Below are 24,622 nucleotides of genomic sequence, written 5' to 3'. Positions count from 1 at the left end.
AATAAATCGTATAGCGTCAGCCGGTCCAAAGCATAGCCGGCAAACCGGAAACCTCACTTTCCATCAAGCAGTCGCCTTGCAATAACCTGCGCCTGTATTTCGCCGGCGCCCTCGAAAATATTGAGAATACGGGCGTCGCAGAGGACGCGACTGATCTGGTATTCGAGGGCAAAGCCATTGCCGCCATGGATCTGCAAGGCGTTGTCGGCGGCGGCCCAGGCGATGCGGGCGCCGATCAGCTTGGCCATGCCGGCTTCGAGATCGCAGCGCTTGCCTTCGTCCTTCTGTCGGGCGGAGAAGTAGGTGAGCTGGCGGGCGACGTTGATCTCGACGGCCATCATCGCCAGCTTGTCGGCGACGCGGGGAAAGTCGATCAGCTGCTTGCCGAACTGGACGCGTTCCAGGGCATATTTGAGGCCGATGTCGAAGGCCGACTGGGCGACGCCGGTGGCGCGGGCGGCGGTCTGGATGCGGGCGCTTTCGAAGGTCTGCATCAGCTGCTTGAAGCCCTGGCCCTCGACGCCGCCGAGCAGGTTCTGGGCGGGAACCTCGAAGCCGTCGAAGGCGATCTCATATTCCTTCATGCCGCGATAGCCGAGCACCTCGATCTCGCCGCCGCTCATGCCCTTGGCGGGGAAGGGGGTCTCGTCGGTGCCGCGCGGCTTGGGCGCGAGGAACATGGACAGGCCGCGATAGCCGGGTTCGTCGGGGTTGGTGCGGGTCAGCACGGTCATGACGTCGGCACGGACAGGATGGGTGATCCAGGTCTTGTTGCCGGTGATGCGGTAGACGTCGCCGTCACGCACGGCGCGGGTGCGCAGCGAGCCGAGGTCGGAGCCGGTGTTGGGTTCGGTGAAGACGGCGGTGGGCAGCACTTCACCGGAAGCGATCTTGGGCAGCCACTCGGCCTTCTGCGCGTCGGTGCCGCCGCACAGGATCAGCTCGGCGGCGATCTCGGAGCGGGTGCCGAGCGAGCCGACACCGATATAGGCGCGGCTCAGCTCCTCGGAGACCACGCACATGCTCTCCTTGCCGAGGCCGAGGCCGCCGAAATCTTCGGGGATGGTGAGGCCGAAGACGCCGAGTTCGGCGAGCTTGTCGATCACCTCCATGGGGATATAGGCGTTGGCCAGATGCCACTCATGGGCATGCGGCAGCACTTCCGTTTCGGCAAAGCGACGCATTTCGGCGCGGAAGGCTTCCAGCGTCTCGTCGAGACCGGAGGCGCCAACGATCTCCGCCTCGGTCTTGTCGCGGAAGAGGGCGACGAGGCGAGCCCGCGGAGCGGGGGAGGTGCCGGAGGCGATCAGGCTTTCGGCCGCTAAGGTGCGGGCATGGGAAAGGTCGGCCTCCGTGAGGCCGAGCTGGGCGGGGCGGATGATCTCGCCCTGGTTCATGGGGATGCCGCCGAAGATCTGGGCGAGGTACTCGCCGGCGCCGATCTCGACCAGCAGCTCCTCGGTCTCGCCATACTGGCCCGTGGCGGTGAGGCGCTCGCCATAGGATTTCAGCTGGCGCAGCGCCTCCACATAGGTGGCGAGCCAGGCGAGACCGTGCGTCGCCCGCTGCTCGGTGTCGACGAGGGCAGAGGACACCTTGCCGTCGACGGTGACCATGGCGCGGACGACGGCGACGGCGGTGCCGAAAAGGGCCTCGACCGGCGGCAAAGCGTCAGCGAGGCGGTCGAGTACGGACTTGTCTTGCTCAAGCGGCGTGACGGCGCTCATGGGTTTCCTCCTCCGGACGGTTCATTCGCCCTTGCAATTTTCCGCGCGGGGCCCACGTTGAGGGTCGCCTGCCGCCCGGTCTGTCTTGCAGTGCAAAATGACCGGAAGGGGGGCGTTCCCTCAATGCATCTTTGGTAAGGGTGCGGGGGAAATGGCCCGAAAAGGCCTCAGACTTTGGTCGGTTTTGCGGGATTTCCGCCCAATGTGGGAGATACGGCTTGGGTTGGCTGCGACGCCTTTACGCAATCGCCTACCGGGCGGTGCTGCTGTTCAACAGCACGGACGGCTGGGCGATCGCCTCGCATGTGGCGTTGTCGTCGCTGATGGCGCTGTTCCCCTTCCTGATCTTCCTGACCGCCGTGGCCGCCTTTTTCGACTTGAGCGAGCTGTCGCAGACGGTGGTGAAGATCCTGTTCGACAGCATTCCCCAGGCGATCGCTGCCCCGATTGCCCGCGAAGTGCAGAATGTGCTGTTGGTGCCGCGGCGCGACATTCTGACCATCGGCGTCGCGCTGGCGATCTGGTTCGCCTCGTCCGGCGTCGAGGCGCTGCGGGTCGGCCTCAACCGCGCTTACGGCACGACGGAGAACCGCAACTTCATCTTCCTGCGGCTTGAAAGCATGGCCTTCGTGCTGGTGGGCACCGTGGTGCTGCTGACGCTCGCCTTCCTGGTGATCCTGATGCCGGTGATCTGGTCGACGACGGTGCATTTCCTGCCGCGCCTGTCGGCCTTTGGCGGTTGGCTCGATCTCACGCGCTATGGGGTGACGGCGGTGGTGGCGAGCGTCGGGCTGCTGGTCGGCCACCTGTGGCTTCCGGCGGGGCGGCGGCGCCTCACAGACGTGCTGCCGGGCATCGCGCTGACGCTGATGGCCTGGATCGGCGGCGCCTACGGCTTCTCGCTCTATCTGGCCGACTTCGCCAACTATGCCTCGACCTACGCGGGCCTTGCCGGCGTGATGACGGCCATCGTGTTTCTCTACCTGATCGCGGTGATCCTGCTGATGGGCGCCACGGTCAATGCGGCGATCATGGCGGAGTTCGGCGTGGATCACGCCGGCCAGAAGACGCAGGAAGCGGCTGCGGCGGATTGACTTTCGCGTCGCGGCGGACGATGGCTTTCCTTCAGAGGCACCCGCCATTCCGGCGGCGTGCCCAAGACACCGCATGACGCGGAGGAGTCCCCACAATGTTTACGCTCGTGATCAATGGCGTGGCGATTGCCACCACCGACGCCGACGAGGACGAAGCCCGCGACATCTTCCTCGGTGAAGACTTCAAGGAAGACATCAAGGAATTCACCGTGGACGGCAAGCCCGTCTGGGACGGCAAGTCCGAGCTGGTGGTGCGCGCGGCCACCGAGGACGAAGCCGAGATCTTCTCGGAAATCGACGAGATCGAAGAAGAGGAAGATCTGGACGAGGAGTTCGACGAAGACGGCGCCTCGATCATGTTCCTGGTGGACATCGACCAGTTCGAGGACGAACTCGACGATGAAGAAGGCGTCTGATCGGTCGCCTCTGTTCCGGAAATGACCAAGGGCCGGTGGAGCGATCCACCGGCCCTTTTGCTTGCGGGATCGGACGGGCCAGCGGCCGGGATCAGCCGCCCGAGGCTTCCAGCACGTCTTCAAGGCTCCGGAGACCGGTTTTCGGGGCGTTGACCAGCACGGCCATGTTGCCGGGGGCGTGCTGGTTGTTCAGCATCTTCATGTGGGCGAGCGGGATCTGGTCCCAGGCGAAGACCTCGGACATGCAAGGATCGACGCGGCGGCCGACCACGAAGGCGTTGGCGGCGGCGGCCTGCTTCAGGTGAGCGAAATGCGAGCCCTGGATGCGCTTCTGGTGCATCCAGACATAGCGGGCGTCGAAGGTGATGTTGAAGCCGGAGGTGCCGGCGCAGAAGACCACCATGCCGCCGCGCTTGACCACCAGCGTCGAGACCGGGAAGGTGGCTTCGCCGGGATGCTCGAAGACCATGTCGACGTTGACGCCCTTGCCGAGAATATCCCAGATGGCCTTGCCGAACTTGCGCGCTTCCTTGGTCCACTCGTCATGCTCGGGCGAGCCGACCTTGGGCAACTGGCCCCAGCAATTGAACTCCTTGCGATTGATGACGCCCTTGGCGCCGAGGCTCATGACATAGTCGCGCTTGCTCTCGTCGGAAATGACGCCGATGGCATTGGCGCCGGCGGCGGCGCAGAGCTGGATGGCGAAGACGCCGAGGCCGCCGGACGCGCCCCAGACCAGCACATTCTGGCCGGGCCTCAGCTGATGCGGCGAATGGCCGAACAGCATGCGATAGGCGGTGGCGAGCGTCAGCACGTAGGAGGCGCTTTCCTCCCAGGTCAGATGGGTCGGCCGCGGCAGCAACTGGCGCGCCTGCACGCGGGCGAACTGGGCGAAGGAGCCGTCGTTGGTCTCGTAGCCCCAGATGCGCTGCGAAGGCGACAGCATGGGATCGCCGCCATTGCATTCCTCGTCGTCGCCGTCATCCTGATTGCAGTGGATGACCACCTCGTCGCCGACCTTCCAGCGCGTGACCTTGGAGCCCACCGCCCAGACGATGCCCGCGGCGTCGGACCCGGCGATGTGGTAGTCCTGCTTGTGGCCGTCGAAGGGCGAAACGGGCTTGCCGAGCGCGGCCCAGACGCCGTTGTAGTTGACGCCGGCGGCCATGACGAGCACGAGCACGTCGTGACTGTCGAGCTTCCAGGTGGGGACCACCTCGAGCTGCATGGCGCTCTCGGGCGGTCCGTGCCGTTCGCGGCGGATGGCCCAGGCCCACATCTTCTCGGGAACATGGCCGAGCGGCGGGATTTCTCCGACGGCGTAGAGATCCTTCAGGACCGGGTCCGGGGTCTTGATCTCGGCGACGGGCATGGCGTGTCCTCGGGTCTTTGTTGCGGCCGGTTCAGCGCCGGCTTGGGATGGACCTAATTATTTGCCCGTAGCTGCAGCGCACCAATAAGACCTTTGATGAAGGAGAGCTTGGCGTCGCCTTGGGCTGCGGGAGGCTCGTCTTGCCTGCTGCTGTATTTGCTTGCAAAGTCGCGGCTTTCTTCAAGAATTGTGCGACCTTAAGTCTCATCTGCACTTAGACGAAAGACGTATCGCTGCAGTGCAGCACGCGACCATTGGACGACTTCTCAGGGCAGCGTTTCCCGCCCATAGTTACCGTTGAATCTAAAACGATTGCATTGTGGGGGACGGTGATGGCCGAGGAGAAGGCGAGCAAAGAGGTGAAGCGCGACCAGCCGTGGATCATCCGCACCTATGCGGGACACTCCACCGCGGCGGCCTCCAATGCGCTCTATCGCAGCAATCTCGCCAAGGGCCAGACGGGTCTGTCGGTGGCCTTCGACCTGCCGACGCAGACGGGCTACGACCCCGATGACGTGCTGGCGCGCGGCGAGGTGGGCAAGGTGGGCGTGCCGATCAGCCATATCGGCGACATGCGGGCGCTGTTCCACGATATCCCGCTCGAGCGCATGAACACGTCGATGACCATCAACGCCACGGCGGCCTGGCTGCTGGCGCTCTATGTGGCGGTGGCCGACGAGCAGGGCGCCGACCGGGCCAAGCTCAACGGCACGACGCAGAATGACATCATCAAGGAATATCTCAGCCGCGGCACCTATGTGTTCGCGCCCGAACCGTCGATCCGGCTGACCACCGACATCATCGCCTGGACCTATACAAACCTGCCGAAATGGAACCCGATGAATGTCTGTTCCTACCATCTGCAGGAAGCCGGTGCGACGCCGGTGCAAGAACTGGCCTTTGCGCTGGCAACAGCGACCACCATTCTCGACCGCATGAAGGCGTCGGGGGCGGTGCCGGCGGCGGAATTCCCGGCGGCGGTGGGGCGGATCTCCTTCTTCGTCAACGCGGGGCTGCGCTTCATCACCGAGATCGCCAAGATGCGCGCCTTCACCGAGCTGTGGGACGAGCTGTTGCGCGATCGCTATGGCGTCGACGACGCCAAGGCGCGGCGCTTCCGTTATGGCGTGCAGGTGAACTCGCTGGGGCTGACCGAACAGCAGCCGGAAAACAACGTCAGCCGCATCCTGATCGAGATGCTGGCGGTGGTGCTGTCGAAGAACGCCCGCGCCCGCGCCGTGCAGCTTCCGGCCTGGAACGAGGCGCTGGGCCTGCCGCGCCCGTGGGACCAGCAATGGTCGCTCAGAATGCAGCAGATCATGGCGCTGGAGACCGATCTTCTCGAGCATGAGGACATCTTCGACGGCTCGACGGTGATGACGGGCAAGGTGGAGGCGCTGAAGGCCGAGGCGCGGGCGGAGCTTGCGCGCATCGACGCCATGGGCGGCGCGGTGGCGGCCATCGAGAGCGGCTACATGAAACGGGCGCTCGTCGAGAGCAACACGCGGCGCCTGGCCGCCATCGAGGGCGGCAAGCAGACCGTTGTGGGCGTCAACAGCTTCACCGAGAGCGAGCCGTCGCCGCTGTCCACGGGCGAAAGCGCCATCCTGACCGTGCCCGAGCATGTGGAACCCGAGGCGATCGCCGCCATCAAGGCCTGGCGGGCCAAGCGCGATCCGTCGGCGGTGGACGCGGCGCTCGAGGCCCTGCGGCAGGCGGCACGCGCGGGCACCAACATCATGGAGCCGTCGATCGCCGCCGCCAAGGCGGGTGTCACCACCGGCGAATGGGGCGCGGTGCTGCGCGAGGTGTTCGGACAATATCGCGCGCCGACGGGCGTTGCCGGGGAAGCCTCGGCCTCGGCCGGCGAGATCGAGAGCGTGCGGGCGGCGGTGGCGGCCTTGTCGCGCCGTCTGGGGGTGCCGCTCAAGTTCCTGGTGGGCAAGCCGGGGCTGGACGGCCATTCCAACGGCGCCGAACAGATCGCCGTGCGCGCGGCCGATTGCGGCATGGTGGTTGTCTATGACGGCATCCGCTCGACGCCGGCCGAGATCGTCGACAAGGCGCGGGCGGAGAAGGTGCATGTGATCGGCCTTTCCATCCTCTCCGGCAGCCATGTGCCGCTGGTGCGCGAGGTGATGGCGCGACTGCGCGACGCCGGGCTCGGCCACGTGCCGCTGGTGGTGGGCGGCATCATCCCGGCCGAGGATGGGATGACGCTGCGGCAGCTCGGTGTTGCGGCTGTTTACACCCCCAAGGATTTCCAGCTGACCGACATCATGGCCGACATCGTCCGCATCGTCGGCAAGGACACGCCGGAAGCGGCCTGAACGCACAGGATCCGATGGTGAAGGAAGGGGCGGGCTCGGACGAGCTGCGCCCCTTTTGCTTTTCCGGGGGGCAGGCAAAGGTGTCGATGGCGGGATTTACGCAAAAAGCGCATTGCTCATGCGTGTTTCGACTTATGCCGTTTCGCGATGACCCAGAAGACTTTAGCAGTGGCAACAAGCGCTGCCGCGTGCAAAACATAACCGGCAAAGGGAACACATTTGCCTTGGTCATATGCATGGATTTACTGATGGTAGAATCCACAAAACGACAGATGGCCTCAAAATGTTCCAAGCTTACTGCCGCGCGATGATCATAATTTGCGAATAGCACCTGCTCGATGACACGCCGAGCAAGCATGAGTTCGGCGGAAAGATCGTGCGGATCAGGACAGGACCATCGGGACGCCAGTTGCGGACCGACCACAGAGAACCGGCAAAGCCGGCTCAGGTCTTCCGGAAAATGTCCCCGTCGCGGGGGACCCGGAGGGGCCGCAGCGGAGGGACAGATGAAGCGAGCTCAGGATGAAATGAAGGACGCCCTTCTGGCGGAGGCGACTGCATTGGCCGCCAAGCGGAACAATCCCGACCTCGTACGCTTCGTCAAACTGCTGTTCGCGCGAGGGGCAGCCGAAGACCTCGTGACCTATACGGCCGTCGAACTGCTGGCCTTTGCCGAGAGCGGGTTGAGTTCGCTGGCGCTGCGCGTGCCGGGCATTCACAGCATCCGCATCTTCAACCCGCCCTGGGATGAAGAGGGCGACGGGCGACGGGCGGTGACGGTGATCGAGGTGATCAACGACAACATGCCCTTCCTGGTCGATTCGGTGATGCAGGAGCTGACCGACGCCGGGCTTGAAGTGCGGCTGATGGTGCATCCCATTCTCTCGGTGGCGCGCGGCATGACCGGCCGGCTGCTGGCGATCACCGACGAGGACGATCCGGACGCGACGCGGGAGAGCTTCATCCATGTGCATGTGACGCGCCTGCCCGATCCGATCGCGGCGGCGCAGATCGAAACGCGGCTCGACCTGGTGCTGGCCGACGTGCGCGCCTCGGTCGACGACTGGCCGGAAATGAATGCCCGCCTCAAGCAGGTGATCGCCGAGTATCGCACCAATCCGCCGCCGCTGCCGGTGGAAGAGATTGCCGAGGCCATCGAGTTTCTGACCTGGCTGGCCGACAACAACTTCACCTTCCTCGGCCTGCGCGAATATGACGTGGCGCTGGCCACAGGGTCGGACGACGACCAGATCGCGGTGAAGCCGGGCACGGGCCTCGGCCTGCTGCGCGACCCCGACGTGCGGGTGCTGCGGCGCGGGCGCGAACTGGTGCAGGTGACGCCTGAGGTGCGCGAGTTCATGCTGCGGCCCGAGCCGCTGATCGTCGCCAAGGCCAATGTGAAGGCCCGCGTGCATCGGCACGCCTACATGGATTATGTCGGCGTCAAGCATTACGACGACGAGGGTACGCTGGTCAGCGAGCTGCGCCTGTTGGGTCTGTTCACTTCGTCGGCCTATACGCGCTCGACCCGCTCGATCCCGTACCTCCGGCGCAAGGTGGCGCAGGTGATGGAGCGGGCCGGCTTCGATCCCGAGAGCCATTCGGGCAAGGCGCTGCACAATATCCTCGAAAGCTATTCGCGCGACGAGTTGTTCCAGATCGACATCGAGACGCTGCAGGAGTTTACCCGCTCGATCCTCGAACTGATCGAACGGCCGCGCATCCGCGTGCTGGCGCGGCGCGAGAAGTTCAACCGCTTCGTCTCGGTGCTGGTCTATGTGCCGCGCGACCGCTTCAACACCCATGTGCAGACGCGCATCGGCGCCTATCTCAAGGATGTCTACGAGGGCCGTGTTTCCGCCGTCTATCCGGCCTTCCCGGAAGGGCCGCTGGCGCGCGTGCATTACATCATCGGCCGCGACGAGGGCGTGACGCCGAACCCCTCGCAGGTGGACCTCGAAGCGGCGGTGACCGCGATCACGCACACCTGGGCCGATGCCTTCCAGGAAGCCTGCCGCGCCAAGTTCGGTCCGGCCCGAGGCCGCGTGCTGATCGAGACCTATGGCAATGCCTTCCCGCCGGCCTACAAGGACACCTACGCGCCGGCCGTGGCGATCGACGACCTGGTGACGCTCGAACATTTCGTGGCGGGACGGCAGACGGCGATTGCGCTGCGCAGCGAGACGGCCGGGCCGATGATCACGCTGAGGCATTTCCAGACCGGCGGTTCGGTGCCGCTGTCGCAGCGCGTGCCCATCCTCGAGGCCATGGGCTTCTCGGTGGTGGAGGAAAAGACCTTCGAGATCGTCCGCGGCGACGCGCACATCGTGCTGCACGACATGGCGATCGAGCGGGCCGACGGGCAGCCGGTGGATCTGGCGGCGCAGGAAGGGCGGCTGACGGCCATGTACATGGCGGTGTGGCTGAAGCAGTGCGAGAGCGACCGGCTGAACAGCCTGACCATCGCCGCCGGGCTCGGCTGGCGCGAAATCGCGCTGCTGCGCACCCTGTCGCGCTATCTGCAGCAGATCCGCGTCTCCTATGACCAGAGCTATATCGCCGAGGCGCTGGTGCGCAACGCCGGCCTGGCGGCGCGTCTGGTGGATCTGTTCCATACCCGGTTCATCCCGCATTTCGAGGGGAACCGCGCGGCGGCCGAGGCGGCCATCGCCGCGGATATCGCGGCGGCGCTCGAAAACGTGCCGAGCCTCGACGACGACCGGATCATCCGCCGCATCCGCAACCTGATCGAGGCGGCGACGCGCACCACCTTCTTCCAGATCGGCAAGGACGGGGCGGCCCATCCGGTGATCGCCATCAAGTTCGATCCGCGTGAAATCGAGGGATTGCCGGAACCGCGGCCGTTTGCGGAGATCTTCCTGCATTGCCCGCGGGTGGAAGGCGTGCACCTGCGCTTCGGCAAGGTGGCGCGCGGAGGCTTGCGCTGGTCGGACCGGCCGCAGGATTTCCGCACCGAGGTGCTGGGCCTCGTCAAGGCGCAGCAGGTCAAGAATGCGGTGATCGTGCCGGTGGGTGCCAAGGGTGGCTTCGTGCCGAAGTTCCTGCCCGTGGGCGGCAGCCGCGATGAGGTGTTCCGCGAGGGCACCGAGGCCTACAAGCTGTTCGTCAACACGCTGCTCGACCTCACCGACAATATCGTCGGCGACGCCATCATCCCGCCCGTCCATACGGTGCGCCATGACGGCGACGATCCCTATCTGGTGGTGGCGGCCGACAAGGGCACGGCCACCTTCTCCGATACCGCCAACGGGCTTGCCGACGCGCATGGTTTCTGGCTGTCGGACGCCTTCGCCTCCGGCGGGTCGGTCGGTTACGACCACAAGAAGATGGGCATCACCGCCCGTGGCGCCTGGGAAGCGGTGAAGCGGCATTTCCGCGAGATGAATGTCGATATCCAGTCGACACCGTTCACCGTGGCCGGTGTGGGCGACATGTCGGGCGACGTGTTCGGCAACGGCATGCTGCTGTCGCCGGCGATCAAGCTTCAGGCGGCCTTCGACCATCGCGACATCTTCCTCGATCCCAATCCTGATCTGGTGCTGTCCTTTGCCGAGCGGCAGCGGCTGTTCGGGCTGGCGCGCTCCAGCTGGGCCGACTATGACCGCAGCCGCATCTCGGCCGGTGGCGGCGTGTTCTCGCGCCAGCTCAAGAGCATTCCGCTGTCGTCGGAGGTGCAGGCGCTGTTGGGCCTGACGGCCGATCACGCCACGCCGCAGGAGGTGATGACGGCGATCCTCAAGGCCGAGGTGGACCTGCTCTGGTTCGGCGGCATCGGCACCTATGTGAAGGCGGCCGACGAGAGCGACGCCGAGGTGGGCGACCGGGCCAATGACGCCATCCGCGTCAACGCCACGGATCTGCGCGCCAAGGTGATCGGCGAGGGCGCCAATCTCGGGGTGACGCAGAAGGCGCGCATTGCCTACGGGCTGGCCGGCGGGCGCTGCAACTCCGACGCCGTGGACAATTCGGCCGGCGTCAACTCGTCCGACGTGGAGGTCAACATCAAGATTGCCCTCGGTCGCGCCGTGCGGGCCGGTCGCTTGCCGATCGCCGAGCGCAACAGCCTGCTGGCGGCGATGACGCCGGAGGTGGCGCGACTGGTGCTGAGCAACAACTATCGCCAGACGCTGGCGGTGTCGGTCACCCATCATGCGGGGGCGCCGGCGACGCCGGGGCTCGCCGAGCTGATGCGGACGCTGGAAGTGCGTGGCAAACTCGACCGCAAGGTGGAGTTCCTGCCCGACGAGGTGTCGCTGGCCCGGCGCATGGCGGCCGGCGAAGCGCTCAGCCGCGGCGAGATCGGCGTGCTGATGGCCTATGCCAAGATCGTGCTGTTCGACGACCTGATCGCCTCGGACGTGCCCGACATGCCGAGCCTTGAAGGCGCGCTGCTCGCCTATTTCCCGGCGGACATGCGCGAGGGGTTTGCCGAGGACATTCGCAATCATCGCCTGAAGCGCGAAATCATCGCCACCGGCCTTGCCAACGGCATGATCAACCGCGGCGGTCCGGCCTTCGTCAGCCGGCTGCAGGGACAGACCGGGGCGACGGTGGCGGAGATCGCGCGGGCCTATCTGGCGGCGATGCATCTGTTCAACGTGGGCGACCTTGAAGCCGGCCTCGACGCGCTCGACGGCAAGGTGGACGGTTCGCTGCAGCTCGATCTCTATGCGGCGCTGCAGGACTTCCTTGGCGATGCCGTGCTCTGGATCTTGCGCAATGGCGTCACGGCCGATCGGCTTGCCGACGGGCTCACCGCCTATCGCAAGGTCCTGGGCGCCACGGGCGGACCGGACGGGTCGACGCTGGCGGCCAGGGGGCTGCCGCTCGATCTGGCACAGCGCCTTCTGGCACTGCCGCTCGAACTCTCCAGCCTCGACACGATCCTTGCGGCCGGCGAGAGCGGTTGGCCGATCGAGGCGGTGGTGCCGGTGGTGGCGGCCATCGACGAGGCGCTGGGTCTGCAGGCCTTCGATCGGGCCGTGCGGCGCTTCCGCACCAATGATCCGGTGGAGGCGCGGGCCATGGATCTCGTCCGCCGCAGCCTGTCGCGCAGCCGGCGCGCTCTGGCGGTCAAGGCGGTCGAAGCCGGTGGTGCCGAAGTCTGGCTCGACCTTCATGCGGGCGCCGTGCAGCGCGCGCGGCTGGGGCTTGACGAACTGCTGGCGGCCGGACCGACGGTGGCCCGCCTGACCGTGGCCGCCGGGCTGGTGGCCGATCTCGCCTGACAAGGACAACGGCCGCGCAGATGTCACTCTGCGCGGCCGCTTTGGCTTGAACTGGAAAGACGCTGGGGACCGTCAGCCGCCGCCGATCAGGATGCCGGCAGCCAGCACCAGCGCGCCGCCGAGCACCACCTGCAGCACGGCCTTCAGGAAGGGCGTTTCCATATAGCGGTTCTGGATGCCGGCGATGGCCCAGAGTTCGACGAAGACGATCACCAGCGCAATGGCGGTGGCCGTCCAGAAGTTCGGCACCAGATAGGGCAGGGCATGGCCAAGGCCGCCGAGCGCCGTCATGATGCCGGAGGCTAGGCCGCGCTTGATGGGCGAACCGCGCCCCGAGATGACGCCGTCGTCATGGGCGGCTTCGGTGAAGCCCATGGAAATGCCGGCGCCGACGGAGGCGGCGAGCGCCACCTGGAAGGTGGTCCAGGAGTTCTGCGTGGCAAAGGCGGTGGCGAAGATGGGCGCGAGGGTGGAGACCGAGCCATCCATCAGGCCGGCAAGACCGGGCTGCACATAGGTGAGGATGAACTGGCGGCGGGCTTCTTCCGCTTCCTCGTTGACCTTGTCGGGCGTCAGATGCTGCTCTTCCGCCGCCTCGGCATTCATCATGTGATGGCGTTCCTGCTCGGCGAGATCGCCCAGCAGGCGGCGGGCGCCGGCGTCGGTGAAGCGGCCGGCGGCTTCCTTGTAGAACTTGTAGGCGGCCGATTCCATGCGCGAGGCTTCCTGGCGGATGCGCTCGACGCCGAGGTTCTGGATCAGCCAGACCGGCTGGCGGGCATAGAAGCCGGCCACATGCTCGCGGCGGATCAGCGGAATGGTCGGTCCGAACAGGCGCTCGTGCTCGGCGATGAGAAAGCGGCGATGGCCGTTTTCGTCCTGCACCATCTCGTCGAACATGGCAGCGGTGGCCGGGTAGTCCTTGCGCAACTGATCGGCATAGCTGGCGTAGATGCGCGCGTCGTCTTCCTCGCTGGAAATGGCGAGCGCCAGGATTTCCTGTTCGCTCAGTTCGGAAAACTTGCGGCGGTTGCCGGTGGACTGGAACATGGATGGATTTCCTGATCTGTGGAGCACCCGCCGATCATGTTGAACCAACCTGATCGACAAGCGCTCAAGGGAAGCGCAGGCTGACCGTTGTGCCTTGGCCCGTCTCCGAGGTCACTGTCAACTGCGCATCGTGAATTTCGGTGATGCGCTCGACGATCCTGAGCCCCATGCCCAGACCGCCGGCTTTCTTGATGCGGCCACTGTCGATTTCGAGGTCGGCCCCGTCTGCCATGCCGGGACCGTTGTCGGCGACGACCAGGACAGCGCCGGGGCCGACGGAGACCGTGATCTCCGTACCATCCGGCGTGTGCCTGACGGCGTTTTCTATCAGGTTCCGGACAACATTCTGGATCAGGGACGGCACGAGCTTGACATTCACCGTCGGGCCTTGCTGGAAGGCGATGGACTTGGACCGGTCGAGCACGAAAGGCACCATTTCGGCGACCGCTTCCTCGGTGAGGGCGTTGAGTTCGACGGTCTCGAAGGCGCCGGCGTCGATCATGTCCAGCTTGGCGAGCGCGGTGAGCTGCTCGAGGATATGCATGAGGCGATCGAGGTCGGCCTCGGCCCGGCGCGCGCGCGGGTCCTCGATGCGCTCGAGCTCCAGCTTGACGATGGCGACCGGCGTGCGGATCTCGTGGGCGATGGCGGCGGCGAAGACGCGCTGGGCCTTGAAGAGTTCCGAGGAGCGCTGCAGCAGGCGGTTGATCGCCTCGACGAAGAAGGCGATCTCGCGCGGCATGCCGGGGGCGGCCGTGATGGCCGTGGGCGAGGAGGGATTGATGGCGTCTGCCGCTTCCGCTGCGGCGGCGACCGGGCGCAGCGCCTTGCGGATGGAGATGGTGGTGGCGCCGATGACCAGCGCGAGCATCAGGCTCATGGGCACCAGCATGTGATCGAACATCTCGTGCAGCAGGATCTCGCGGATGAAGTTGCTGGGATCGTGCAGGATGGCGACCTCGATGAGAATCTTCTGGCCGCCGATCAGGAAAGTGCGGCCGCCGCTGACACTGAGCGGCTTGCCGGGGGCGATGAGGCTCTGCCAGAAGTCGGGCGGGTCGAGTTCCACGGGGAGGAAATGCTCGCGGCACTCCTCCGAACAGTTGGTGTAGAGCACGCGGCCATCTGCGGTGCGGATGCGCACATAGGTGCCGGCAACCAGATCGCTGTCGCCACCGGGGGCGGCGTCGGCCGTGTCGCCGGAGGCAGGCCGGATGGCGTCGCCGTCATCGTTGTCGCCGTCGCCATAACGGGCGAGCGCCTGCCCCTTGAGGTCGATCTCGACGGCGCCGGACGGGGCGAGTTGCACCGAGGCGGCAATCGCCTCAGCCTCCCGCTCGATCATGATGCGGCCAAGCTCGGTCTCGTTGAACCAGTATTCGGAGAAGACCACCACGAACTGGATGGCCATGGCCAGCACGGCGAAGGTGAGGATGCGGCCGCTGACGAGGGCAATGAGGGAGGCCGGCTTCCGGCGGCGGGACGGCATCAGGCGAGCACGCGCAGGATGTAGCCGATGCCGCGAACGGTGGCGATCTCCGTGCCGGTGTCGAGCCCGTCGAGTTTCTTGCGCAGGCGCGAGACGGCAAGCTCCAGCGCGTTGGACGACAGTTCCTCGCCGAATTCCGACAGTGCGGTTTCCAGCTTGCGCTTGGGCACGACGCGTCCGGCCTCGCGGATCAGCAACTCGCTGAGCGCGCGTTCGCGCGGCGGCAGCGCGATGGCCTCGCCCTCGCAGGCGAGCACGGCGGTGGCCGGGTCGTAGCTGAGCTTGCCGACGGTCAGAACCGGCTGGGCGGTGACGACGTTGCGGCGGAGCATGGCGCGGCAGCGCGCCAGGAACTCCTTGTGATGGAAGGGCTTGACCAGATAGTCGTCGGCCCCGGCGTCGAGGCCGGCAATGCGTTCGTCGACCGTGCCGCGCGCCGTCATGATCAGGACGGGCGTGGCGCGGCCGGCGCGGCGCATGGCGCGGACGAGATCGAGGCCGTCGCCATCGGGCAGGCCGAGATCGAGGAGGATCAGGTCATGCTCGTTGCCGGCAATGGCCGCGTCGGCGTCCGCAATGGTGCTCACCGCGTCCAGCCGCCATCCGGCCTCACGCACCGCCTCGCCGAGAAGCTCGACAAGGCGGGGGCTGTCTTCCACCAGGAGGAGTCGCATCAGACCCGCTTTCTGCCCGTCACCATGGACCAGACAAGGTTTTCGCGCTGTCGCCAGCTCTCGACGATGGCGGCCGCAGCATGCACAAAGGCAAGGACCATGATGGCGTTGGCGAAGGCCTCATGCAACTCCTCAAGCCATTCTTCTCCCCAGAATGCGTCGAGGGTGGACATCCAGCCGGTCCCGGCCGTGCCGGCCAGCAACACCATGAGGGCGAACATCATGACGGCGGCGGCCGGATTGTGACCGAGGTGGCGCGGCTCCTGACCCTTCAGGAGATCGCGCAGATAGGGCAGGAGACGTCCCGGGGTGGGGAAGAACTCGCTGAAGCGCGCATAATGCGTGCCGACAAAGCCCCAGACGATGCGGATCACCAGCGCGGCGATCACGACATAGCCGACATAGCGATGATAGGTCTTGCCGGGGCGCAGGATGAAGAGGTTGAGCAGGCAGGCCGTGACCACGGTCCAGTGAAAGAGGCGGACGACCGGATCCCAGACCCGGACCGTCCGCGGCGGGGCGTCGGCCCCGCGCGCGAAACTGTCGGCCATGATCAGTTGGCGGCCTCGTTGTCGCCTTCTTCACCGGTGATCGGGTTGAAGACAACCTCGGCCTTCTTGCCGTCCTTGTCGAAGCCGTAGATCTCGTAGCAGGAGCCCTCGATCTTGACCTGCTTGATGTCGTGGTAACCGGCAGCCTCGGCCTTGGCCTTGACGGCGTCCTTGGTCAGCCACTCGGCCTGGGGCTTGTCGGTGCAGGTCGGCTCGTCCTCGGCAAAGGCGACGGACGGAACCATGAGGGTCGCAAAAGCGACGGCGAGCAGAGAATATTTCATTGGATTAGCTCCTGTTATGAAGCCGGTGCTCCGGCGACACGAGCTATGTCCGATTCAACCTGTCGAAACGGTGTCGAGATGATCTTGATGTCTCTTGCATATATTATCGACGTCAATCAGTTCATCTCAAGATTTACATTGAGAATGAAAATGAAAATCATTCGCAATCCAGATTCATCTTTCTTGTATGCTGTTCGGGCCTGGTGTTGCTGCCTGGGTCAGCCCCGGAAAGCCAAGGGCTTTCCGGGGTATAGCGTCGATCTCAATGGCGGAAGTGGCGCATGCCGGTGAAGACCATGGCGATGCCGGCCTTGTCGGCGGCGGCGATCACCTCGTCGTCGCGCATGGAGCCGCCCGGCTGGATGGCGGCGGTGGCACCGGCGGCGATGGCTTCCTCAAGCCCGTCGGCGAAGGGGAAGAAGGCGTCGGAGGCCACGACGGACCCGGTGGCAAGCGAGCCGGGCAGGCCGGCGCCTTCAGCCGCCTCGGCGGCGCGGATGGCGGCGATGCGGGCGGAATCGCGCCGGTTCATCTGACCGGCGCCGATGCCGGCGGTGGCCCCGTCCTTCACATAGACGATGGCGTTGGACTTGACGTGCTTGGCCACCTTGAAGGCGAGCAGCATGTCGGCCATCTCCTGCGCAGTCGGCTGGCGCTTGGTGACCACCTTGAGGTCCGCCTCGGTGACCACGCCATTGTCGCGCGACTGCACCAGCAGGCCGCCGGCCACCGTCTTGGTGGAGAGGCCGGGCGCCTTGGGGTCGGGCAGGCCGCCGGTGACCAGCAGGCGCAGGTTCTTCTTGGCGCCGACGATGGCAATGGCCTCGTCGGTGGCGCTCGGGGCGATGATCACCTCGGTGAAGATCTCGACGATCTTCTTCGCCGTTTCGGCGTCCAGCGTCTGGTTGAGCGCGACGATGCCGCCGAAGGCCGAGACGGGATCGCACAGCAGCGCCTTCTCATAGGCTTCGAGCAGGGTCTTGCCGAGCGCCACGCCGCAGGGGTTGGCGTGCTTGATGATGGCGACGGCCGGCGTGGCCGAGCCGAACTCGGCCACGAGTTCGAAGGCGGCGTCCGTGTCGTTGATGTTGTTGTAGGACAAGACCTTGCCCTGCAGCTGCGTGGCGGTGGAGACGCCCGGACGGCTCTCCATGGTGCGGTAGAAGCGCGCCCACTGATGCGGGTTCTCGCCATAGCGCATTTCCTGGGCGAGCTTGCCGCCGAAGGCCACGAAGTCGCCGGTCTCGCCGCCGAGCACGCCGGCAAACCAGTTGGAAATGGCGGCGTCATAGGCGCCGGTGCGGGCATAGGCCTTGGCGGCCAGCGTCTTGCGGGTTGCGAAGGTGACGCCGCCCTGATCGATCTCGGAGAGTACCTTCTCATAGTCCGCCGGCTCGACGACCACGGTGAGATAGGCGTGGTTCTTGGCGGCGGCGCGGATCATGGCGGGGCCGCCGATGTCGATATTCTCGATGGTCTCGTCATAGTCGGCGCCACGGGCGACGGTGGCCTCGAAGGGGTAGAGGTTGACGACGAGGATGTCGATCGGCTCGATGCCGTGGTCGGCCATGGCCTTGACATGGCTTGCCTCATGGCGGACGGCGAGCAGGCCGCCGTGCACCTTGGGGTGCAGGGTCTTGACGCGGCCGTCCATGATCTCGGGGAAGCCGGTGACGTCGGCCACTTCCGTCACGGGGATGCCGGCGTCCGACAGGAGCTTCTTCGAGCCGCCGGTGGTCAGCACCGTCACACCGCGGTCGGTGAGGGCGCGGGCGAATTCGATGAGACCTGTCTTGTCGGAAACGGACAAAAGCGCCCGCTTGGGAGCGACGCGATCGGGATGGCCAGCCATGGGAGTTCTCCGGGGGAAAGGATGGCGCGGCCATAGCACGAAAGGGGGGAGAGGGGAATGGGCGAGTTCGGGCGGCGGACCGGCTCTTTTTGCGCGGGGCAGCGCGCCGGCTCGCGGCGAGCCCGTCGCTTGCGCTCGGGCCGCTTCCCATGACAAACCTGCAGGACGGAGCGCATGATCTCAGGCGCCCGGCCCCTGTCAGCATTCAGAGCTTTCCATGTTCCTTCCCCTCTATGACCGCAATCCGCTTGAACACATCCGGCGCCCTTATGTGAACTGGCTGCTGATCGCGCTCAATGTTCTGGTGTTCGTGCTGTTCGAGAGCGGGCTTGTCTATGCCGATTACGACCGGATCGTGCTGGGCGCCGGCTTGGTGCCGGTCGATCTCCTCCACGGGCCATCGTCGCAGGATTATGCGCTGGTGCCGGCCTGGGCGTCGCTCGTCACCTATGCCTTCCTGCATGCGGACTGGCTGCATCTGGGCGGCAACATGCTGTTTTTGTGGGTGTTCGGCGACAATATCGAGGATGCCGTGGGGCACTTGCGCTATCTTGCCTTCTATCTCCTGTCGGCGATTGCCGGCGGCCTCGTCTATGCGCTGGTGGCGCCATCGTCCGATGTGACGCTGATCGGTGCGTCGGGGGCGGTGGCCGGGGTGATCGCGGCCTATCTGATCCTGCATCCGCATACCCGGCTGTGGGTGCTGGCCTTCGGGCGGCTGCCGCTGAAGATCCCCGCGCTATGGCCGCTGCTGCTCTGGGCGATGTCGCAATTCTACTATCTTGTATTTTCGAAAGACGATGGAATCGCCTGGTGGGATCATGTTGGCGGCATGGCTGCCGGTGCCTTGCTCATCCTGGTTTTGCGCCGTTCCGGCGTGGCGCTGTTCGACCGGGTGGTGCCGCCGACCGATCCCGTCTGAGCCGGCTTTCCGGGTGAGGAATTCGACTTCCGTGTGCGTTGACGGCGGCGGCCCCTGTCTTTAGGGTCTGCGCCCGAAATGCTGCTGTGGAAATGCGGATGTCCTTCCGAAAAGGGCTGGTGCAGCAGGCGGCTGTTTGGAGATTGGACCCCATGAAGATCCTTGTGCCCGTCAAGAGGGTTGTGGACTACAACGTGAAGATCCGCGTCAAGGCGGATGGTTCGGGCGTCGAGCTTGCCAATGTGAAGATGTCGATGAACCCGTTCGACGAGATCGCCGTCGAAGAGGCGCTGCGGCTCAAGGAAGCGGGCAAGGCGTCCGAGGTGATCGCCGTGTCGATCGGGCCGTCCCAGGCGCAGGAAACCCTGCGCACGGCGCTGGCCATGGGCGCCGACCGCGGCATCCTGATCCAGACCGACGCCACGGTGGAGCCGCTGGCGGTGGCCAAGCTCATCAAGGGCGTCGTGGCGGCGGAGGCTCCGGGCCTCGTGATCCTCGGCAAGCAGGCGATCGACGACGACTGCAACCAGACCGGCCAGATGCTGGCGGCCCTGCTCGGCTGGGCCCAGGGCACCTTCGCTTCGAAGATCACCGTCGGCGACGGTTCGCTGGAAGTGACGCGCGAAGTGGACGGCGGTCTGCAGACCATCACGCTGAAGACGCCGGCCATCGTCACCGCCGACCTGCGCCTCAACGAGCCGCGTTATGCCTCGCTGCCCAACATCATGAAGGCCAAGAAGAAGCCGCTCGACATCAAGACGCCCGAGGATTTCGGCGTCGATGTTGCGCCGCGCCTTCAGGTGCTGAAGACCGCCGAGCCCAAGGGGCGTACCAGCGGCGTCAAGGTCGCCTCGGCTGCCGAACTCATTTCCAAGCTCAAGACCGAAGCCGGCGTGCTCTGATCGGACGGAAGGACAGCCATCATGACCACTCTTCTTCTTGCCGAACATGACAAGGGCGTTCTCAAGGACGTCACCGCCAAGGCCCTGACGGCGGCCATTGCCATCGGTGCCGACGTGCATGTGCTTGTTGCCGGCCAGGGCGTTGCCGGCGTTGCGGCCGAGGCGGCCAAGCTCTCCGGCGTTGCCAAGGTGCTGACCGCCGAGAGCGACGCGCTCGGCCACAGCCTTGCCGAGCCGCTGGCGGCGCTGATCGTGGCGCTGGCCCCGGGCTATGACGCCATCCTGGCGCCGTCGACCTCGGTGTTCAAGAATGCCCTGCCGCGCGCGGCGGCCCTGCTCGACGTGATGCAGATCTCCGACATCATCGGTGTCGTTGCTGCCGATACCTTCGAGCGGCCGATCTACGCCGGCAATGCCATCCAGACGGTGAAGTCGACGGATGCCAAGAAGCTCGTCACCGTGCGCACGGCCTCGTTCAAGGCGACAGGCACGGGCGGTTCGGCGGCCATCGAGGCGGTGCCGGCTGCGGCCGACCCGGGTCTCTCGAGCTTCGTCGCCGATCATCTGTCGGCCTCCGATCGTCCGGAGCTGACCGCCGCCAAGATCATCGTCTCGGGCGGCCGTGCCATGGGCTCGGCGGAAAAGTTCCAGGAAGTGGTGCTGCCGCTGGCCGACAAGCTCGGGGCTGCGGTGGGTGCGAGCCGTGCTGCCGTCGACGCGGGCTATGCCCCGAACGACTGGCAGGTGGGCCAGACCGGCAAGGTGGTGGCGCCCGAACTTTATGTGGCGCTCGGCATTTCCGGTGCGATCCAGCATCTCGCCGGTATGAAGGATTCCAAGGTGATCGTCGCCATCAACAAGGACGAGGAGGCGCCGATCTTCCAGGTGGCCGACTATGGTCTCGTCGGCGATCTCTTTGAAATCGTGCCGGAGCTGACGAAAGCTCTTGGGTGAGATAGAATGCGGTGGTACGAAACGTGTCACCGCATTTCATTTCGGGAAGATCGAGGAAAGTATGGTCGAGATCAGGTCGATCGGTGTCGTCGGAGCCGGGCAGATGGGGGCTGGCATTGCCCATGTCTGCGCCCTGGCGGGATTTGAGGTCGGGCTGCACGACGTCTCGCGCGAGCGGATCGAGGCCGGCCTTGCCACGGTCAACGGCAATCTCAGCCGTCAGGTCGGCAGCAAGAAGATCACGGAAGAACAGCGGGACGAGGCGCTGAAGCGCATTCGCCCGGTGGTCGACATGGACGGGTTCTCCGATACGGACCTGGTGATCGAGGCGGCGACCGAGAACGAGACGGTCAAGCGCAAGATCCTGACCCAGCTCTGCCCGTCGCTGAAGCCGTCGGCCATGGTGGGCACCAACACCTCGTCGATCTCCATCACCCGGCTTGCGGCGTCGACCGACCGTCCCGAGCGTTTCATCGGCATTCATTTCATGAATCCGGTGCCGGTGATGCAGCTGGTCGAACTGGTGCGCGGCATTGCCACCGAGGACGAGACCTTCGACGCGGCCAAGGTGTTCGTTGCCAAGCTGGGCAAGACCATTGCGGTGTCGGAAGACTTCCCGGCCTTCATGGTCAACCGCATCCTGCTGCCGATGATCAACGAGGCGATCTACACGCTCTATGAGGGCGTCGGCTCGGTGGACGCCATCGACACGGCGATGAAGCTCGGCGCCAATCACCCGATGGGCCCGCTGCAGCTCGCCGATTTCATCGGTCTGGACACCTGCCTGTCGATCATGCAGGTGCTGCATGACGGGCTGGCCGACAGCAAGTATCGGCCCTGTCCGCTGCTGGTGAAGTATGTTGAAGCCGGTTGGCTCGGTCGCAAGACGCAGCGCGGCTTCTACGACTATCGCGGCGCCACGCCGGTGCCGACGCGCTGATCGCAGGCGCATGACGACAGATCTGAAACGCTCGCCTTGCGGCGGGCGTTTTGCATTTTGAGGCAGGGCTGCAGTTCAGCCCTTGCGGATGACGAAGCGCAGGATGCCGCCGTCGAGCTGGTGCTGTTCCTCGAGGAGATGGCCGTCCTCGCGACAGAAATGCGGGATGTCGATCACGGTCATCTCGTCGGTGGCGTCGACGGTCAGGCAGGCGCCGGGCACCATGTCGCGCAGGGCCTTGCGCGATTTCAGCACGGGAAGCGGGCAGAGAAGGCCGCGCAGGTCAAGGTGACGATCACCTTCGGTCATAGTCAACGCACCATGGAAAGACAGAGATCGGCCAGGGCGCCGAAGCCGCCGCTCACGCCAAGGGAAACCGCAATGCCGAAGGCAATCACCAGGCCGGGCAGGGCCAGGGACGCCAGCATGTCGGACCGCGCGGTGCGCGGCTGCGGTTCGTGAGGTTTGACGAAGCGAAAGGCCATCACAGACACCCGATGAGACCGGACACGATCCTTGCCGCATAGACCTCGTCGCCCAGCCCGAGATTGAGCAGGACGGCAGCCACCGCAGCAGCGACGATCACCGCGCTGCCGCCATAGGTGATGAAGCGTGCCGAAGTCCGGTTCATGACCCTGTTCCTGCCTGTTTCCGAGGGCGCGCGCTTTGATCGGAATCACACACCGATGCTTTTTTGAGGGGTGCGCTTCGTCTTCGGGCCGCCGTCATGTGGAAATGGCAACCCTCGGAAGACATCTAGCGCAAAAAGCTGGGGGCTGCGGTAAGCAATTGGTCTAAGCCTGTCGGTCTGACCCGCGTCCTCACGGGGGGCTGATCAGCCCGAGATCAGGCGCTTGAGCTTGGCCAGCGCGTCATCCTCGGGTTCGGTATAGGCGATGGTGCCCTTGAAGGCGCCGGCGGCATCGAAGAGGAAGACCGAGGCGGTATGGTCCATGGTGTATTCGCCATTTTCGCCGGGCACCTTGTTGCGGTAGACGCGGAACTTGGCGACGATGTCGGCGATCTGCTCTTCGCTGCCGGAGAGGCCGTAGACCTTCTCGGGGAAGGAGGAGAGGTAGCTTTTCAGCACCTCGGGCGTGTCACGCGAGGGATCGACGGTGACGAATACCAGGTCGAACTTCTGGGCGTCCGGGCCGAGCTTTTCGGAGAGGACCGAGAACTCCGACAGGGTGGTTGGGCAGACGTCGGGGCAATGGGTGTAGCCGAAGAAGATGCCATGCGGCCGGCCTGCGAAATCCTTTTCGGTGACGGTCTTGCCGTCCATGCCGACAAGGGTGAAGGGACCGCCGATGGACTGGCTGACAGCGGTGTCGCCGCCGGCGCGGCTCTGGTAGATGATCCATGCCGTTGCGATTGCGAGAGCGGCGATCAGCCCCCAGGTAACCCAGCGCACCACCTTGACCGTTGTCATTTTGTCGTTGTCCGGACCATGCCGACGTCCCAGACCACGGCCGTCACATCGACCGCCGTTCCGTCGGCGAAGTTGAGCGTGACCGGAAAGGCGTCCCCGGTCCTCAGGAGCTTTTTGAGCCCAACCAGCATCAGATGCAAGCCGCCGGGGCCGAATTCGACTTCACTTTTCGGGCCGATCTCGACGCCGTCGGGCACGGGTTCCAGCTGCATGTAGCCGTTGACGAGCTGCATGTTGCGGATGGCCATGGCGCCGGCGACCGGGCTGCTGGCGCCGGTGAGGCGGACCGAGCTGTTCGCAAGGTTGCGGATCACCAGATAGACCGCGCCGATATGCTGTCCGGGGGGCGTGGCGCGGGACCAGGGCGAGCCGATCTCGATAGTGCCCGTGGTGACGAAGGTTGGAGCCGCCGGCGCCGGCGTGGTTGCCTGGACCTCGATCGGGGCGAGATGGGGCAGCGGCGGACGTGGCAAGGGACTGGCCACGACAGCGTTGGCGATCATCAGCGTGGCGGCAAGCGCCAGGGGCCAGGGGGCGTGCATGTCCGATCTCCGCGTGTTTTCACAAGGCGCGGCCCCTCTGCGGAGCGAGCCGATTAGCGTCTTGTTTTATCGCAGGAATCAGCAAATGCGGTGCGACACTTTTGCGCAAGGATCTCAGATCAGGGCGTCGCGGCTTGTGGTGGCGGCACGGAAGGCGAGGAGGCCGACGAAGCCGGAGGCCAGCACGTTGAGCCCAGCGAAGGAGAAGATGCCGAACAGGCGGAAGGTGGCTTCCGTGCAGGAGACGATGCGGGTGTGCTGCATGGCGGCCAGCAGGTTGGACGCGTCGGTCACCGTCACCTGGGTGCCGCCGCAGTCGCTGGGGCCGGCCCAGAGGTTCCATTCGGCACCGGCGTGATAGCTGCCGACGGCGACGCCGGCGAAGAAGAGCAGGCCGGCGATCACATAGAGGCCGCGGGCCACCAGCGGGGCGCGGCTTGCAAGCAGCAGGCCCAGCAGCAACACCGGCAGGCCGGTATAATAGGGGATGCGCTCGATCAGGCAGAGCTTGCAGGGAATGTAGCCGCCGAAGATCTGGAAGCCCCAGGCCGCCAGAATGGACGCAAGCCCCGTGACGAAGGCGAGAGCGGAGGCGCGGACCGGAGCGGGAGCAGACATGTTTCGTACCAGGCTTTGATGACGGATGCATCTGGGCTAGCAGCTTGCGGCGGGGGGCGCAATTGCGAAGAAGCGCGCTCGGGATCTTCAGCTAGGTGCTCCGGGGCGGCTGCCGGGATCAGGCGCCGTCATCGTGTCCTCGCATCGGAGGCCATCGTCATTGCGGTCGGCTCGAGCTCAGAGAAAATTGTGTGCCCCGGCCGCTTGTTCCCGTTCTCGGGAAC

22 protein-coding genes are annotated in these 24,622 nt (G+C 65.4%); 8 read left to right on the top strand and 14 right to left on the bottom strand.

The genetic code is table 11. The annotated features are described in order from the left end of the window. Window positions 1–53: 53 nt before the first annotated feature. Window positions 54–1,727, bottom strand: coding sequence for an acyl-CoA dehydrogenase family protein (locus tag L2I41_RS18990; protein WP_237155157.1), 1,674 nt, complete (start codon window positions 1,725–1,727; stop codon window positions 54–56). Window positions 1,728–1,954: 227 nt separating this feature from the next. Here L2I41_RS18990 and L2I41_RS18985 point away from each other — a divergent pair, with 227 nt between their 5' ends. Both L2I41_RS18985 and L2I41_RS18980 read left to right on the top strand, forming a co-directional pair. Further along, window positions 1,955–2,821 carry a YihY/virulence factor BrkB family protein gene (locus L2I41_RS18985; protein ID WP_237155182.1) on the top strand — a complete coding sequence of 289 codons (867 nt, stop codon included), beginning with the start codon at window positions 1,955–1,957 and terminating at the stop codon, window positions 2,819–2,821. Window positions 2,822–2,916: 95 nt separating this feature from the next. Then, window positions 2,917–3,237, top strand: a complete 321-nt coding sequence (locus tag L2I41_RS18980) for a hypothetical protein (RefSeq protein ID WP_237155156.1) — start codon at window positions 2,917–2,919, stop codon at window positions 3,235–3,237. A 91-nt stretch (window positions 3,238–3,328) separates the two neighbouring features. Here L2I41_RS18980 and ccrA read toward each other — a convergent pair whose 3' ends face one another. Continuing rightward, a complete protein-coding gene (gene ccrA / locus L2I41_RS18975) occupies window positions 3,329–4,609 on the bottom strand; it encodes a crotonyl-CoA carboxylase/reductase (protein ID WP_237155155.1) in 1,281 nt (426 codons plus the stop codon). Between the two features lie 332 nt (window positions 4,610–4,941). Here ccrA and L2I41_RS18970 point away from each other — a divergent pair, with 332 nt between their 5' ends. Together L2I41_RS18970 and L2I41_RS18965 are read left to right on the top strand one after the other, a co-directional pair. Continuing rightward, window positions 4,942–6,939 (top strand): ethylmalonyl-CoA mutase, encoded by a 1,998-nt coding sequence (locus L2I41_RS18970; protein WP_237155154.1) that lies wholly within the window; start codon window positions 4,942–4,944, stop codon window positions 6,937–6,939. Between the two features lie 506 nt (window positions 6,940–7,445). Next, complete coding sequence (locus L2I41_RS18965; protein WP_237155153.1) at window positions 7,446–12,188, top strand: NAD-glutamate dehydrogenase; 4,743 nt, start codon at window positions 7,446–7,448, stop codon at window positions 12,186–12,188. A gap of 72 nt (window positions 12,189–12,260) precedes the next feature. On the opposite strand, the gene mbfA is transcribed toward L2I41_RS18965, so the two are convergent. From mbfA to purH, 6 genes are all read right to left on the bottom strand, one after another. Beyond that, entirely contained in the window at window positions 12,261–13,238 is a 978-nt protein-coding gene (gene mbfA, locus L2I41_RS18960; protein ID WP_237155152.1) for an iron exporter MbfA, read from the bottom strand. Window positions 13,239–13,302: 64 nt separating this feature from the next. After that, entirely contained in the window at window positions 13,303–14,727 is a 1,425-nt protein-coding gene (locus tag L2I41_RS18955) for a sensor histidine kinase (RefSeq protein ID WP_237155151.1), read from the bottom strand. Next, the gene (locus L2I41_RS18950) at window positions 14,727–15,401 is read right to left on the bottom strand and encodes a response regulator (protein WP_237155150.1); all 675 of its coding nucleotides are present in this window, start codon (window positions 15,399–15,401) and stop codon (window positions 14,727–14,729) included. The genes L2I41_RS18955 and L2I41_RS18950 overlap by 1 nt, the downstream gene beginning before the upstream one ends. Continuing rightward, window positions 15,401–15,952 carry a cytochrome b/b6 domain-containing protein gene (locus L2I41_RS18945; RefSeq protein WP_237155149.1) on the bottom strand — a complete coding sequence of 184 codons (552 nt, stop codon included), beginning with the start codon at window positions 15,950–15,952 and terminating at the stop codon, window positions 15,401–15,403. Before L2I41_RS18945 ends, L2I41_RS18950 begins: the two co-directional genes overlap by 1 nt. Before the next feature lie 2 nt (window positions 15,953–15,954). Beyond that, window positions 15,955–16,236, bottom strand: a complete 282-nt coding sequence (locus L2I41_RS18940; RefSeq protein ID WP_237155148.1) for a PepSY domain-containing protein — start codon at window positions 16,234–16,236, stop codon at window positions 15,955–15,957. A gap of 262 nt (window positions 16,237–16,498) precedes the next feature. Further along, window positions 16,499–18,088 (bottom strand): bifunctional phosphoribosylaminoimidazolecarboxamide formyltransferase/IMP cyclohydrolase, encoded by a 1,590-nt coding sequence (purH, locus tag L2I41_RS18935; protein ID WP_237155147.1) that lies wholly within the window; start codon window positions 18,086–18,088, stop codon window positions 16,499–16,501. Window positions 18,089–18,305: 217 nt separating this feature from the next. Here purH and L2I41_RS18930 point away from each other — a divergent pair, with 217 nt between their 5' ends. The 4 genes from L2I41_RS18930 to L2I41_RS18915 all read left to right on the top strand — a co-directional run bounded on the left by L2I41_RS18930 (window position 18,306) and on the right by L2I41_RS18915 (window position 21,806). Continuing rightward, window positions 18,306–19,010, top strand: coding sequence for a rhomboid family intramembrane serine protease (locus L2I41_RS18930; protein ID WP_237155146.1), 705 nt, complete (start codon window positions 18,306–18,308; stop codon window positions 19,008–19,010). A gap of 152 nt (window positions 19,011–19,162) precedes the next feature. Next, window positions 19,163–19,912, top strand: coding sequence for an electron transfer flavoprotein subunit beta/FixA family protein (locus tag L2I41_RS18925; protein ID WP_237155145.1), 750 nt, complete (start codon window positions 19,163–19,165; stop codon window positions 19,910–19,912). 21 nt (window positions 19,913–19,933) lie between these two features. Next, window positions 19,934–20,866: an electron transfer flavoprotein subunit alpha/FixB family protein gene (locus tag L2I41_RS18920; RefSeq protein WP_237155144.1), complete on the top strand. Its 933-nt coding sequence runs from the start codon at window positions 19,934–19,936 to the stop codon at window positions 20,864–20,866. Window positions 20,867–20,927: 61 nt separating this feature from the next. After that, the gene (locus L2I41_RS18915) at window positions 20,928–21,806 is read left to right on the top strand and encodes a 3-hydroxybutyryl-CoA dehydrogenase (RefSeq protein ID WP_237155143.1); all 879 of its coding nucleotides are present in this window, start codon (window positions 20,928–20,930) and stop codon (window positions 21,804–21,806) included. 75 nt (window positions 21,807–21,881) lie between these two features. Here L2I41_RS18915 and L2I41_RS18910 read toward each other — a convergent pair whose 3' ends face one another. The 6 genes from L2I41_RS18910 to L2I41_RS18885 form a co-directional block, all read right to left on the bottom strand. Then, a complete protein-coding gene (locus tag L2I41_RS18910) occupies window positions 21,882–22,115 on the bottom strand; it encodes a sulfurtransferase TusA family protein (protein ID WP_237155142.1) in 234 nt (77 codons plus the stop codon). Between the two features lie 2 nt (window positions 22,116–22,117). Next, entirely contained in the window at window positions 22,118–22,291 is a 174-nt protein-coding gene (locus L2I41_RS18905) for a hypothetical protein (RefSeq protein ID WP_237155141.1), read from the bottom strand. Further along, window positions 22,291–22,437: a hypothetical protein gene (locus L2I41_RS18900; RefSeq protein ID WP_237155140.1), complete on the bottom strand. Its 147-nt coding sequence runs from the start codon at window positions 22,435–22,437 to the stop codon at window positions 22,291–22,293. The genes L2I41_RS18905 and L2I41_RS18900 overlap by 1 nt, the downstream gene beginning before the upstream one ends. Window positions 22,438–22,641: 204 nt before the next feature. Further along, window positions 22,642–23,238: an SCO family protein gene (locus L2I41_RS18895; protein WP_255720323.1), complete on the bottom strand. Its 597-nt coding sequence runs from the start codon at window positions 23,236–23,238 to the stop codon at window positions 22,642–22,644. Further along, complete coding sequence (locus tag L2I41_RS18890; protein WP_237155139.1) at window positions 23,235–23,780, bottom strand: copper chaperone PCu(A)C; 546 nt, start codon at window positions 23,778–23,780, stop codon at window positions 23,235–23,237. The genes L2I41_RS18895 and L2I41_RS18890 overlap by 4 nt, the downstream gene beginning before the upstream one ends. A 114-nt stretch (window positions 23,781–23,894) precedes the next feature. Next, entirely contained in the window at window positions 23,895–24,398 is a 504-nt protein-coding gene (locus tag L2I41_RS18885) for a disulfide bond formation protein B (protein ID WP_237155138.1), read from the bottom strand. Window positions 24,399–24,622 lie beyond the last annotated feature (224 nt).

This window comes from Oryzibacter oryziterrae (genome assembly GCF_021864535.1).
GTDB lineage: Bacteria > Pseudomonadota > Alphaproteobacteria > Rhizobiales > Pleomorphomonadaceae > Pleomorphomonas > Pleomorphomonas oryziterrae.
This window is presented reverse-complemented; position numbering and strand designations above follow the sequence as displayed.

What these genes read in the sequence shown, in the direction of transcription:
- L2I41_RS18990 (WP_237155157.1), bottom strand. Translation starts at nt 1,727, where the DNA reads ATGAGCGCCGTCACGCCGCTTGAGCAAGACAAGTCCGTACTCGACCGC.
- L2I41_RS18980 (WP_237155156.1), top strand. Translation starts at nt 2,917, where the DNA reads ATGTTTACGCTCGTGATCAATGGCGTGGCGATTGCCACCACCGACGCC.
- ccrA (WP_237155155.1), bottom strand. Translation starts at nt 4,609, where the DNA reads ATGCCCGTCGCCGAGATCAAGACCCCGGACCCGGTCCTGAAGGATCTC.
- L2I41_RS18970 (WP_237155154.1), top strand. Translation starts at nt 4,942, where the DNA reads ATGGCCGAGGAGAAGGCGAGCAAAGAGGTGAAGCGCGACCAGCCGTGG.
- L2I41_RS18965 (WP_237155153.1), top strand. Translation starts at nt 7,446, where the DNA reads ATGAAGCGAGCTCAGGATGAAATGAAGGACGCCCTTCTGGCGGAGGCG.
- mbfA (WP_237155152.1), bottom strand. Translation starts at nt 13,238, where the DNA reads ATGTTCCAGTCCACCGGCAACCGCCGCAAGTTTTCCGAACTGAGCGAA.
- L2I41_RS18955 (WP_237155151.1), bottom strand. Translation starts at nt 14,727, where the DNA reads ATGCCGTCCCGCCGCCGGAAGCCGGCCTCCCTCATTGCCCTCGTCAGC.
- L2I41_RS18950 (WP_237155150.1), bottom strand. Translation starts at nt 15,401, where the DNA reads ATGCGACTCCTCCTGGTGGAAGACAGCCCCCGCCTTGTCGAGCTTCTC.
- L2I41_RS18945 (WP_237155149.1), bottom strand. Translation starts at nt 15,952, where the DNA reads ATGGCCGACAGTTTCGCGCGCGGGGCCGACGCCCCGCCGCGGACGGTC.
- L2I41_RS18940 (WP_237155148.1), bottom strand. Translation starts at nt 16,236, where the DNA reads ATGAAATATTCTCTGCTCGCCGTCGCTTTTGCGACCCTCATGGTTCCG.
- purH (WP_237155147.1), bottom strand. Translation starts at nt 18,088, where the DNA reads ATGGCTGGCCATCCCGATCGCGTCGCTCCCAAGCGGGCGCTTTTGTCC.
- L2I41_RS18930 (WP_237155146.1), top strand. Translation starts at nt 18,306, where the DNA reads ATGTTCCTTCCCCTCTATGACCGCAATCCGCTTGAACACATCCGGCGC.
- L2I41_RS18925 (WP_237155145.1), top strand. Translation starts at nt 19,163, where the DNA reads ATGAAGATCCTTGTGCCCGTCAAGAGGGTTGTGGACTACAACGTGAAG.
- L2I41_RS18920 (WP_237155144.1), top strand. Translation starts at nt 19,934, where the DNA reads ATGACCACTCTTCTTCTTGCCGAACATGACAAGGGCGTTCTCAAGGAC.
- L2I41_RS18915 (WP_237155143.1), top strand. Translation starts at nt 20,928, where the DNA reads ATGGTCGAGATCAGGTCGATCGGTGTCGTCGGAGCCGGGCAGATGGGG.
- L2I41_RS18910 (WP_237155142.1), bottom strand. Translation starts at nt 22,115, where the DNA reads ATGACCGAAGGTGATCGTCACCTTGACCTGCGCGGCCTTCTCTGCCCG.
- L2I41_RS18905 (WP_237155141.1), bottom strand. Translation starts at nt 22,291, where the DNA reads ATGGCCTTTCGCTTCGTCAAACCTCACGAACCGCAGCCGCGCACCGCG.
- L2I41_RS18900 (WP_237155140.1), bottom strand. Translation starts at nt 22,437, where the DNA reads ATGAACCGGACTTCGGCACGCTTCATCACCTATGGCGGCAGCGCGGTG.
- L2I41_RS18895 (WP_255720323.1), bottom strand. Translation starts at nt 23,238, where the DNA reads ATGACAACGGTCAAGGTGGTGCGCTGGGTTACCTGGGGGCTGATCGCC.
- L2I41_RS18890 (WP_237155139.1), bottom strand. Translation starts at nt 23,780, where the DNA reads ATGCACGCCCCCTGGCCCCTGGCGCTTGCCGCCACGCTGATGATCGCC.
- L2I41_RS18885 (WP_237155138.1), bottom strand. Translation starts at nt 24,398, where the DNA reads ATGTCTGCTCCCGCTCCGGTCCGCGCCTCCGCTCTCGCCTTCGTCACG.